At 32.7% G+C, this 12,446-nt stretch carries 10 protein-coding genes and 1 pseudogene; 9 read left to right on the forward strand and 2 right to left on the reverse strand.

Translation table 11 applies throughout. The annotated features are described in order from the left end of the window. The first annotated feature begins 15 nt into the window (after positions 1 to 15). Positions 16 to 951, forward strand: a complete 936-nt coding sequence (gene mntA / locus A6J74_RS29120) for a manganese ABC transporter substrate-binding protein/adhesin MntA (RefSeq protein WP_000669587.1) — start codon at positions 16 to 18, stop codon at positions 949 to 951. A 384-nt stretch (positions 952 to 1,335) separates the two neighbouring features. Next, entirely contained in the window at positions 1,336 to 2,247 is a 912-nt protein-coding gene (menA, locus tag A6J74_RS29125; protein ID WP_000536357.1) for a 1,4-dihydroxy-2-naphthoate polyprenyltransferase, read from the forward strand. A gap of 80 nt (positions 2,248 to 2,327) precedes the next feature. Here the strand turns inward: menA and satA are convergent, their stop codons facing one another. Next, positions 2,328 to 2,879, reverse strand: a complete 552-nt coding sequence (gene satA / locus A6J74_RS29130; RefSeq protein ID WP_000054747.1) for a streptothricin N-acetyltransferase SatA — start codon at positions 2,877 to 2,879, stop codon at positions 2,328 to 2,330. A 251-nt stretch (positions 2,880 to 3,130) separates the two neighbouring features. Here satA and A6J74_RS29140 point away from each other — a divergent pair, with 251 nt between their 5' ends. The 6 genes and pseudogenes from A6J74_RS29140 (at position 3,131) to A6J74_RS29170 (ending at position 9,575) form a co-directional block, all read left to right on the forward strand. After that, a complete protein-coding gene (locus A6J74_RS29140) occupies positions 3,131 to 3,817 on the forward strand; it encodes a response regulator transcription factor (RefSeq protein ID WP_001189869.1) in 687 nt (228 codons plus the stop codon). Continuing rightward, positions 3,814 to 5,598 (forward strand): sensor histidine kinase, encoded by a 1,785-nt coding sequence (locus A6J74_RS29145; RefSeq protein WP_000715385.1) that lies wholly within the window; start codon positions 3,814 to 3,816, stop codon positions 5,596 to 5,598. The genes A6J74_RS29140 and A6J74_RS29145 overlap by 4 nt, the downstream gene beginning before the upstream one ends. Before the next feature lie 126 nt (positions 5,599 to 5,724). Continuing rightward, positions 5,725 to 6,408: an N-acetylmuramoyl-L-alanine amidase family protein gene (locus A6J74_RS29150; RefSeq protein WP_001171850.1), complete on the forward strand. Its 684-nt coding sequence runs from the start codon at positions 5,725 to 5,727 to the stop codon at positions 6,406 to 6,408. Positions 6,409 to 6,698: 290 nt separating this feature from the next. Continuing rightward, the gene (locus A6J74_RS29155) at positions 6,699 to 7,541 is read left to right on the forward strand and encodes a polysaccharide deacetylase family protein (RefSeq protein ID WP_000665183.1); all 843 of its coding nucleotides are present in this window, start codon (positions 6,699 to 6,701) and stop codon (positions 7,539 to 7,541) included. Positions 7,542 to 7,734: 193 nt separating this feature from the next. Then, positions 7,735 to 8,319 (forward strand): TetR/AcrR family transcriptional regulator, encoded by a 585-nt coding sequence (locus A6J74_RS29160; protein ID WP_001004643.1) that lies wholly within the window; start codon positions 7,735 to 7,737, stop codon positions 8,317 to 8,319. A 155-nt stretch (positions 8,320 to 8,474) separates the two neighbouring features. Next, positions 8,475 to 9,575 (forward strand): annotated as a pseudogene (locus A6J74_RS29170) (YhgE/Pip domain-containing protein). Positions 9,576 to 9,817: 242 nt separating this feature from the next. On the opposite strand, the gene A6J74_RS29175 reads toward A6J74_RS29170, so the two are convergent. Then, positions 9,818 to 10,693, reverse strand: a complete 876-nt coding sequence (locus A6J74_RS29175) for a LysR family transcriptional regulator (RefSeq protein ID WP_080609761.1) — start codon at positions 10,691 to 10,693, stop codon at positions 9,818 to 9,820. Between the two features lie 104 nt (positions 10,694 to 10,797). On the opposite strand from A6J74_RS29175, the gene A6J74_RS29180 reads away from it, so the two are divergent. Then, positions 10,798 to 11,991: an MFS transporter gene (locus A6J74_RS29180; protein ID WP_002048526.1), complete on the forward strand. Its 1,194-nt coding sequence runs from the start codon at positions 10,798 to 10,800 to the stop codon at positions 11,989 to 11,991. The last annotated feature ends 455 nt before the right edge of the window (positions 11,992 to 12,446 follow it).

Below are 12,446 nucleotides of genomic sequence, written 5' to 3' on the forward strand. Positions count from 1 at the left end.
GATTGGAGGATAAAAATGAAATTTAAAAATGTTATACTTTCAATACTTTGTATTTTCGTATTTGCATTAACAGCGTGTTCTAGTAACACAAATGGAAAAGAAGAGGGCAGTGAAAAATTAAAAGTTGTAACTACATACTCAATTATATATGATATGGTGAAGCAAATTGGTGGAGATAAAGTTGAGATTCATAGTCTTGTTCCAATTGGAGCTAATCCACATGAATATGATCCACTACCAAAAGATGTTATGAAAATGACAGATGCAGATATGGTGTTTTACAATGGGTTAAACTTAGAAGAGGGTGGAGCATGGTTTAAAAAACTATTAAAAACGGCAAATAAATCAGAGAAAGATGCACCTGTTTATAAAGTAAGTGAAGGTGTAGAAGCTATTTATTTAGAAACAAAAGGATTAGAAAAAGAGCCAGACCCACATGCATGGATGAATATTAAAAATGGTATTGTATACGCTGAAAATGTGAAAAAGGCATTAATTAAAGAAGATCCTAAAAATAAAGAGTTCTATACTAAAAATGCCGACAAGTATGTAGCCGAACTTCAAAAGTTGCACGATGAGACAGTAAATAGAATTCATCAAATCCCTGAAGAAAAACGTTTCTTAATTTCTAGTGAAGGTGCTTTTAAATACTTTGGAAAAGCATATGGTATTAAGACGGGATACATTTGGGAAATCAACTCAGAAAATCAAGGTACGCCAGATCAAATTAGAGATGTTGTAAGTTTAATTCAAACAAATAAAGTTCCGGCTTTATTTGTTGAAACAAGTGTAGATCGACGTAGTATGGAAACTGTTTCAAAAGAAACAAACGTGCCGATTGCGGGTACAATTTTCACAGACTCACTAGGTAAATCAGGTGAGGATGGAGATACTTATTTAAAAATGATGAAATGGAATATAGATACAATTATTAATGGGTTACAAAAGTAAAATTTGTTTTTTTATGTAGCATAACTATTGAAGTTTTATAAAATAAGAAAAGAAAGAGCCAACTCATACGAGTAGGCTCTTTTATTCATCCCGCCCTTTGCTGCTGGATGATAAGAATCTCACCTTAAAATTAGGCGAATGCGAGGGAGTTAAGTGGAAATCGGGATGCACGAAAAAGCATGATTGGTGTGGGCTATTAATCAGTGGGGGATGGACTCCTACTGATTAAAGTTTTATTTCATAATCTTTCACTTTATTAATAGTAGAATTTATTAGAAAGGATAATCATTTGTTTGATATAATTAATGGATGTGAAGTAGGCAATAGATAGAAAGATACTTCTAGCAATTTTATACTTATAATGTAGGGAGATTGAACAGAGTTATGGGGACAGAAAAAGAAATTAGTTCCGCTAAATTAATATGGAAGATGACGCGCCCGCATACATTAACGGCGACGTTTTCTCCTGTAATTTTAGGGACGGTGGCATCACTTTATGTTGCCGAAATTGATTGGCTTTTATTTATTGCGATGATGGTTGCATGTTTAGCATTGCAAATCGCAACGAACTTATTTAATGAGTACTATGATTTCAAACGTGGATTAGATACAGCTGATTCTGTTGGAATTGGTGGCGGGATTGTCCGTCATGGATTGAAGCCGAAAAATGTTTTAACAGTTGCGCTTTTATTGTACGTAGTAGCAGCTTTTATTGGTATTTATATTTGTATGAATAGTAGCTGGTGGTTAGTGGTCATTGGTCTAATTGGGATGGCGGTTGGCTATTTATATACAGGTGGTCCATTACCTATTGCGTACACCCCGTTTGGAGAATTAGTTTCTGGGTTATTAATGGGGACATGTTTTGTACTCATTGCTTTCTTTATTCAAACGAATACTGTAACAGTTGAAAGTATATTGATTTCCATTCCAATTGGAATTTTAGTCGGTGCAATCAACATGTCGAATAACATCCGAGATATCGAAGAAGATATTAAAGGTGGAAGAAAGACATTAGTAATCCTCCTTGGGAGAGAAAAAGCAATAGTAACACTAGCGGTAGCCTTTTTCATTGCTTATTTATGGATCGCTATAATTGTATTGATGGGTTATATAAGCCCTTGGGCATTAGTGATGTTCTTAGGTTTGAGAAAGCCAATCTCTGCAATTCAAAGTTTCCAAAAAGGGACAAAGGATCCCGGGTATATGCGCATCGCAATGAAATCAACAGCGATGACAAATACGATTTTCGGCTTCTTATTATCAGCAGGATTATTAATTAGTTACTTGTTCTAAATAACTTAACCCCAATTTCTTAATTTTAATATGGAGAGATTGGGGTTTTATTTTGAGTTTGTTTAACGTTAAGAACATTTTCATTCGAAGTGAAAATACCAATAAATTGCAACTTCATCATTTGTCATATCCAAACCTTTATAAACAAGAAAATCAAACCCACCAATTACAAATCCGCATTTTTCATAAAATTTACATGCTGTAACATTATTATTTTGCGTTTCAAGCATGATCCCGGGCATGTTGCTTTCTTTTGCCCATTGCTTTGCTTGATCAACTAATCTTTTACCAACTCCGAGTGTACGATATTTTTTATCCACCGTTATATCTTCTATGTAAGCATAGTGATTCCAATTTTTTTTCAATACTATGAATCCGATGATTTGGTTATGTAACAGTGCTATGTAAATTACTTGATTAGGCTTATTTATATACTCATTGTACGCCAGTTCTTCATTATCATTTTGTAAATAACTTTTTTCATAACTCGGAACGTCTTCTATTGTATATTCTATGCGTCTATTTACTTTTGAAAGAGAAAGAATTAACCGAGCATTCACTATAAAACTGTCATCAATCTCTGGGAAATTGTCTAAATCATTTGTCTTTAACTCTCTAATTAAAAGGCTCATCGTGATACCTCCAAATAATAGTATTTTTCCTGGTTCTTTATGTAAATCAAATTCATTCCAATTACAAAATTATAATAGCATTTCAATTGTAAGACTATCTCTGCATTTTATCTTTATATCGTCATGCTATTATCTTGATATAACTATGTTGTATGTAGTAGTGACGGAAATAGTGAAAGATTGCTAATTGGTTAATATATAAAATGAACTATTTCTTCCTAACAATAAAATAAATCGGGAGAAGATAAAAGATGCAAAGAACAATTTTAATCGTAGAAGATGAAGATATTTTACGTGAGATTATGAAGGATTACCTATTAAACGAAGGGTATAACATCTTAGAGGCGATTGATGGGAAAGAAGCGTTATCTATATTTGAAGAGTATGAGGTGCATTTAATTATTTTAGATATTATGTTACCGGAATTAGATGGTTGGGCGGTATGTCGGCGAATTCGAAAGAAATCTAATGTACCTATTATTATGTTAACGGCTCGGGTAGATGAGGATGATACTTTACTCGGATTTGAACTAGGAGCAGATGATTATGTTACAAAGCCATATAGTCCTCCTATTTTATTAGCAAGAGCAAAACGATTAATGGAAAGCCGATATTCTTCCGCTGTTAAAGTATTAACTGCAGACACATTAACGAGTAGTGGTATCCATGTACATTTTCCTTCTCGTACAGTAACCATAGATGGGGAAGACATAAGTTTGACGCATACAGAATTTGAAATATTAACGTATTTTATGCAAAATCAAGGAATTGTAATTTCAAGAGAACAACTAATCAATAAAATTTTGGGTTATGAATTTGCCGGGGATGATCGCACTATTAATAGTCATATTCGTAATTTGCGTCATAAATTAGGACAAAAAGCAGCTTGTATTGTAACTGTTGTACGAGCTGGTTATAAATTTGAGGGACAAGTATGAAAAAAGGAATTGTATTAAAGTTATTTATTTTAACAACAGCATTATGCACACTTATTTTAGTAACTATTTTTATCGGACAAACTATATTTTTTAAACAATACTACGCAAATCGAAAAGTGAATGATATTAAAACAAATATTCAATCCTTTGAAAAAGCATATGTAAAAGCTGGAGATGATGCGAAAGCAATTCAAGAATTGGAACAAAATTTCTATCAAGAGAATGCGACATGGATTACAACGTTAGATCGTGTAGGAAATATAAAATATGCAAATGATTTTTCTGTAGAAATTCAATTAGACCCTAACGAAGATAAGAGATTTTCTGAACGTTCCATTCATATACCGTTGTATAGTTTTATCAATTTAGAAGATATACAAAGGATGAAATATAGTTTAGAACAAGGGAGTCATATTATTATCGACGGAGTACAGAAGGGGGATATAGTAATCCCTGCGATGTTAACGATAAAAGAGAAGAATGTTGGGCTGGAGAACAAGCAACTGTCAGAAAGGTTGTATGGGCCAAAAGCCGCATCTTCAAAAGAAAGTTCACAATTATATTTAGCAGGAAGCATTCAGAATGTACAATTACCGGAGGGGACTGTAGGAACGAACTTTATATATGGAAATCGTGTGCTTATAGATAGAATAAAGCAATTTCAGGTGGATTTATTATTGGATCAAAAATTTAATGAGGTTACTTCTACAGAAATATTGGATTACGAAGAAAATGATATTAAATATAAACTTTTAATCAAGCCAACAATAGATGCAGAGGGTAAGACAAACTATATTTTTGCTATGACATCATTGCAACCAGTTGATGAAGCGGTGCAAATGATTAAGGATTATTATGTATATTTAATTATCTTTGTACTGATTTTAATTGTTTTGATATCGTTCTATTACTCAAAAAAAATCGCCAAACCACTATTACAAATAAATGATACTACAAAAAAAATTGCGGGTTTAGATTTCTCAGAGACGATACCTATTACGACAAAGGATGAAATAGGTGATTTATCACAAAATATTAATACTCTTTCTAAAGCTTTGCATTCGTATATTCATCAATTACAGCAAGATATAGAGAAAGAAAAGCAATTAGAAAATACACGTAAAGAATTTATCGCGGGTGTTTCACATGAGTTAAAAACACCTTTAAGTATTATGAAGAGCTGTATTTCAATTTTGGAGGATGGCGTTGCTAGTAATAAAAAGGATTATTACTTTAAAGCAATGTCAAAAGAAGTAGATAAAATGGATATGCTCATTATTGATATGCTGGAGTTAGCAAAATTCGAATCTGGTACGTATAAAATGGAGATGGATGTCTTCCATATTGATGAGATGATTGATTATATATGTGAGCAATTAACTTCGGATATAACAGCTAAGCAATTATATGTTCATAAACAATTTTCTAAAATTGAAGTTGTTGCAAACCCAAATCGCATAGAACAAGTTATAACGAACTTTATTACGAATGCGATTCGTTACACACCAGAACAGGAGAATATTATTATTTCTACAATAGAAGAGAATGAACGTGTAAAAGTATGTATAGAAAATAAAGGGGCTCATATCGCGCCAGAACATTTAGAAAAAATATGGGATCGTTTTTATCGAGGAGATACGTCTCGTCAACGTTCAAAAGGTGGAACAGGATTGGGCCTTGCTATTTCAAAGAATATATTGGAGCTGCATGATGCGGAGTATGGTGTTTCGAATACAGAAGATGGAGTATTATTTTATTTCTATTTAAATAAAAACGTGTAGAATTTCTGTTCTACACGTTTTTATCATTTTTAAACAAAATCGACATTATCTGCATTTTATCTTTATCAGTATTTATTACTATTTTCATTAGAAACGGAATGAAAAGCTGATAAGGAGATTGTTAAAATGCAAAAAAGAGCGATATTGCTTTTATTTATAATATTAATAATGGACACAGGAGTTAGTTTCATACATGCTAAGGGGCATAAAAATATATCACAAGAGGATTTACGATTAAAAGGAAAAACTATTGTAATTGATCCGGGGCACGGTGGAGGAGATAGAGGGACGAAAGGAAAGAAATTTGGAACGATTGAAAAAGAACTCAATTTAAAAGTAGCACAAAATATAAAGAAAGAATTAGAAGAAAGAACGGATGCTAAAGTTATATTAACACGTGAAAAAGATACGAGTTTACTTCCAGAAACAAAGCAAAAGGAAGAGTTGCAAGCTCGTGTCAAAGTAGCAAAAGACCATGCGGCGGATCTTTATATTAGCGTTCATCATGATGCTTTTGAGGATACGAATGTAAAGGGAATAACAACTCATTATGGATCTAATAAAAGGAAAGATAAAAAGTTAGCTAAGATCGTACAAGAAGCTATTTTTGATCAAAATATAGACAGCCGAGATCGAGGTGTTCATGGAAGTGATTTTCTTGTCTTACGAGAAAATCCTTCTCCGTCTATTTTAATTGAATTAGGATTTACATCTAATGCGAGTGATGAAAAAAGAATGAATTTAGAAAAATTCCAGGCGAAATCGCAACAAGGTATTGTGGATGGCATTATTAATTATTTTACGATGTAATAAAATAGGCAAATAGAAAAATACTATTCTTTCTAAATCTTAATTAGGAAGAGTAGTATTTTTTATTTTGGGTGTATATCCAGTTTTCAAATTAGAAACAAATGTTTTCTAAAGAGTGGATGCGATACGCTATTCTTTAACTGATTTCGACATTATCTGCATTTTATCTTTATCCATCTCTATTAATCTATTTATTGTAAACACCGGTTGAAACTAACGATTCAGTCGAATAAAGGCTCAGCCTTATAAATAATGAATATGAAAATTAATAGGGAAAGGATCGAAAAATAATGAAAGAATCGCAAAGTAAGAAAAAAACAAGTGTAGTAACGAAGGCAATCATATCTTTAGGAGTTGTTTTAGCGACGACCTTTTTCACATTCTTCATAATTGGAAATTGGAACTCTACCCCAGCGAAGGGAGTAGCTAATGAAAGTAGTAAACAAGTTAATACGCAACAAGAAGAAAAGAAAAAAGAAACACCACCAGCAAAACAGAAAAGACCTGATGGAAAACCGGTAGGAAAGGTTGTGTATTTAACATTCGATGACGGTCCTAGCGAATTAACTGGAAAATTTTTAGATGTACTAAAAGAGCAAAATGTTGCTTCGACATTTTTTATGCAAGGTAGCAATTTACAAAATACAGGTTTTCAGGAAAACGTAAAACGAGCAGTAAAAGAAGGACATTATATTGGTGCTCATAGTATGACACATAATAGTGATAAGCTATACAAAAAAGGACAATTTGTATCGGAGATGAAAGAAACGTTAGCTCTTATCCATAATATTACGGGTACAACGCCTAAACTAGTTCGTCCGCCATATGGATCTGCACCAGGATTAAAGGGTGAGGAAATTCGTAATCAAATTGTAGAAGCAGCAATAAAAGTTTGGGATTGGACAATAGACTCAAATGATTGGAAATTAAAAGATAATCCAACTCAGATTATCGATAATGTAAAGAAACAGACAACAGAAGAAGTAGAAGTTGTTTTAATGCATGAAAAGGCGCAAACATTACAAGCTCTTCCTGAAATTATTAAATTTTATAAAGAGAAAGGGTATGAATTTGGGGTATATAATGATGAGGATCATTTTCGTCTAAACTTCCAAAAAGATCAACGTCTATAGTATAAACATAGTTATTTTAAAAGGTGTTTTTATTACTAAATCAATAATTAAGCCAAAAGTCGATTTCCTATACGATAAAGAAATCGGCTTTTTTTATAAAGTTGACTTTTTTATCAAAAGGGTTTATTCTACTTGTGCAAGTAACAACTTGCATTCGGGTTTGGATAAAGATTATGTGAAAGTTGGATGAAACGTGAATGAAATGACAAATACATCAGAACGTATTATTGAGGCTTTTTTAGAACTATTCCGCACTCATGGCTATAAGGGAACGACTACACGCTCGATTTCGGAATTAGCGGGCGTAAACGAAGTAACAATTTTTCGGAATTTCGGGAGCAAAAAGAATATTATGGAAAAAGCCGTCGAATCTTTATCGCATGATATGGAATTGAATAAATTAATGCCTGGAGAGATGACTTGGAATCTTGAAGATGACTTGCTATCTATTGCAGAAGGATATCTTGCATATATAGAAAAGTTAAAGGATTTAATTTTGATTAGTTTTCAGGAAGCTGAAATGTTCCCAGAGCTCAAAGAAAAAATTGCATTAATTCCTAAACAATTAAAAGATAATTTGGTTTCATATTTCATTGAGATGAGAGAAAAGGGAAAGCTTATTGAAACTGATATGGAAGCCCAGGCGATGAACTTTATTTGGATGAATTTCGGTTACTTTCTTTCTAACTCACGCTTCGGTGACAATTTATTTTCAAATTCAAAAGAGACTTTTCTAAAACATAGTGTCCAACTATTTTCTAGGGGGCTAACTCCCTAGGTCTTTTTTTACACCTAATGCAAGTAAGTACTTGCTATAATAAAACGACAAGGAGTACGACAATGAAAACTTTAAAAAATTTCTTTAAATTCCCCCCAACATTCATTGGAATTGCAACAGCATTTGCCTTTCTGTTAATTTTCTTTTGTGTGTGGATGACTGCATACGATGGTGTTACTGATCGGATAAACAAATTAAAAATTGGGTTAGTTAATGAAGATAATGAAATAGGAGCCAATATTGAAAAAAACTTGAAGGAAAATCTGCCCTTTAAAGTTAAAAGCTATAGCTCTGTAACACATGCCAAAGAAGATATGAATAACCGTAACTTAGATATGGTTATCCAAATTCCTGCAAATTTCTCAAGTCTATTGAAAGAAAAAAATACTACAGAGATTAACTATTTCATCAATTAAGCGAATGCATCTTTGACAAAACAGATTATGGAAGGCGCAACAAAAGATATTACGCAAACAATTAATAAAAATGTTTATACGTATAAACAAAAACTTATTTCTTCCAACTTATCTAATGAACTAAGTACAGTGATGCCGTCAGAAGAATTGGCCCAAAAGTTATCAGGAAACATCACGAAAGCTTTGAGTTCATTAAACATTGATTCTGTGCAATCATCTGTCAAAAAAACAAACAATACAGATGGCTTTGCAGCAACTATGATTCCATTTTTAATTGTTCTTGCTTCATGGGTTGGAGCTATGCTTATGAGTTTAAATCTTAATATTGTTGCAACAATATTAAAAAACACTCACGGAAAATGGTCTATATTCTTATCAAGACAAGTTATTAATATTGTCGTATCTGTTATTTTAGCTATTATCACGTTATTATTAATGACCTTATTTAATGTTAAATTAAATACAAGTTTGTTTGAAACATGGGTATTCCAAACTCTTGTCTTTTTCTCTTTCTTAAGCGTAACACAAATGTTCATCGTTCTATTTGGTCCTGCTGGTATGATGTTTAATATCATATCACTGTCAGTACAATTAGTTACTTGTGGGGTAATTGTTCCAAAAGCGTTACTATCAAATTTTTATCAGACTGTAGGTTCTCTTTTCCCTGGAACTTATGTAGCTGACGGATATCAAACAGTAATTTTTGGCGGGGGAAATCTATCACACGATATGAATATTCTTCTTTGCACTTCAATTATTACCATTCTTATAGCGATGGGGAGAATTATGCTGCAAAGAAATAGTAAAAGTGAATCAATCAAACAAACGGCCAACAGATAAAAAGCTTATGGTACATGTATAGGCTTCTTTTTCTGGTAGCCCCCGTACCTATCAACTTAAAACATTTATAGCACCCCAGAACGAAAATCCCGTGTGTTTTTTCGTTTTGGGGTATTTGGTTTTTATAGTTTGATGGTGATGAGGGACCACCACATTGCTTAAAAAAAGAATAAATCTAAGATTTTCTCTTTTTTTAGCTAGCTGTGTCCTTGAAATAAGTCTATACCGTTTATTAAAAACATTTACATACCTTCCCGCAAATATGTTAGAAAAATTTTTGTAGCATTTGAAAATGTTTGATGCTTCTTCCAAAGGATATTTAGTCCTGCCTCTAGTTTAGGAGAGAGGGGGCGGAAGCAAAGTGTACTTTCCTCAGACGTATTAATCAGCTTATCAATACACAATGTGTAGCCTATATTTTCTTTTACGAGTAAGGATGCGTTATAAAGTAAATTATATGTACTTATAACATTCAAGCTTTCAATTTCCTTTCCAAGCCACCCTGATAATTCATTACTTACAGCCGTTTGTCTTGATATGATAAGAGGTGTATTTAGTAAGTCTGTTGGATGGATATAAGCTTTTTCCGCTAAGGGACTGTCTTTTCGCATAAGTACGCCCCATACATCAGTAGCTGGCAACTTTAAGTAGTCATATTTTTGTTTATTTGCTGGCTCAATAATGATACCAAAATCTAATAAACCACTATCTAATTTTGTTGTAATGTCATCAGCGTTGCCGCTATATAAATGAAATTTAATGTTAGGGTGATGGGCAACAACTTTTTTTATAGTTTGTGCAATGAACTGCATTGCCTCTGTTTCTCCAGCTCCAATATGAATTTCTCCACTAATAATTTCAGATTGTTGGTTAAAATTAGCTTCTGTTTTTTCTACTAAATCCACAATTTCTTTTGCTCGATCTAATAAAAACATACCTTCGTCTGTTAAAGTGATTTTTCGATTTCCTCGTACAAACAAAGTAGTTCCAAGCTCTTCTTCCAGGTTGTTTAACTGTCTTGATAATGTAGGTTGAGATAAATGCAATGCATTTGCAGCAGCAGATATATTCTCTTGCGTTGCTACCGCAATGAAGTAACGTAATACACGTATGTCCAAAAAACTCTTCTCCTTTGTATGCCTATTTGTTATAGGAATGTATTCAATATAGGTATTTGTTATCTCGATAATACCATTTTATAATCACATTACCAAAAGCATTGATGAGAAGTGAAAGAGGAGTTGAAGTGTTTTTTATGAAGAATTCAACAAGTGTATTAATTTTTATATTAGCAGTAGGGGTTTTCGGTATTCTTAATACTGAAATGGGATATATTGGCCTGCTTCCGGCATTATCAGATCATTTTGATGTAAGTGTTTCGAAGGCAAGTTTAATGGTTAGTTTGTTCGCGCTCGCCATTGCCATTGCGGCTCCAACGCTTCCTTTAGTTTTTTCGGGTGTAAATCGAAAAACGGTTATGTTGCTCGTACTAGCAATCTTTATTATCGGCAACGTTATTTCAATTTTTACAACGAATTTTACAGTTGCTTTAGTTGCACGAGTAATTCCGGCTTTCTTTCATCCAGTGTACGTATCGATGGCTTTATCAGTAGCAGCAACTTCAGTTAGTGCAAAAGAAGCTCCAAAAGCAGTTGCCAAAGTGTTTATTGGGGTTTCAGCTGGTATGGTTTTAGGTGTACCGATTGTCAACTTTTTAGCAAATGTATTTACACTTGAAATATCATTAACATTTTTTGCACTTGTTAATATTTTTGCGTTTATTATGACAATCGTATTTATTCCCTCTATGCCTGTTCAGGAAAAGCTTTCTTATGGTTCGCAGCTTAAGATTTTAACGAAAGGTATCACATGGCTATCCATACTTGCTGTAACTTTTTTAAATGGAGCGGTATTTGGAATATATAGTTATCTAGCTGAATATTTAGATGTAGTTACGAAAATGTCGCCGTATATGATAAGTAGCATGCTATTTGTTTATGGGTTAGCAAATATTATCGGGAATATTCTTGCAGGGAGATTACTGACAATAGCTCCTGTCCGTACGGTAATCATTTATCCCATTGCTCTAATGATATTATATTTTGCCTTTTTCTTTGTATCAGAGCTTGCGATACCAACTGCAATTTTTATTGTAATTTGGGGTGTTCTTGGCGGGATTGGTGGTAATGTCAATCAATATTGGATGATGTCTTCAGCACCTAATTCACCAGATTTTGCTAATGGCTTATTTTTAACTTCTTGTAATTTAGGGACTACAATTGGTACTGGGATCGCAGGGATAATTATTGCACAAATTGGAACGAAATATATTTTATTTGTAGGCATATTTGCATTAGTATTAGGGTTTATTTGTATTCTGCTTCGAAATATGTTGTATAAATCTACAAATGCCTAAGTGCTATTTTGCGTTACATTACTAAGGAAAAGCGCATTTGAGGTGTGTTAGGAAGAAAATGATTACGTTTTTATTTCTTTTCATTGTAATGCCGCTATTAATTGCTTGTGGTAGTGAAATATTTAATACGTAGCAATCTTATAACTATGAGAAAGTTCGTTTGTGATTACAAACAATTATTCTTATAATAATATAAATAATCTATTTTTTACAATCAGAAGGGATAGCTATGCAAGATAAATTAATCTTTGCATGTTTCATGCCTAAAAAAGTGGCGACTCAAAAACTTGAAAGAAAAGCAAGTAATCTAATATTGAGGTTACTTGTTTTTCTTTTTATCGAAACAATATAAAAGGGACTCTTAATTTTATAAGAGTTCTTTTTTGCAATCCTAATAAATTCTTCTCAATAATTGAAAATAAAATCAATCCAGATTATTATATTGTTATTGTAAT

Source organism: Bacillus sp. FDAARGOS_235, from assembly GCF_002073415.2.
Taxonomy (GTDB): domain Bacteria; phylum Bacillota; class Bacilli; order Bacillales; family Bacillaceae_G; genus Bacillus_A; species Bacillus_A toyonensis.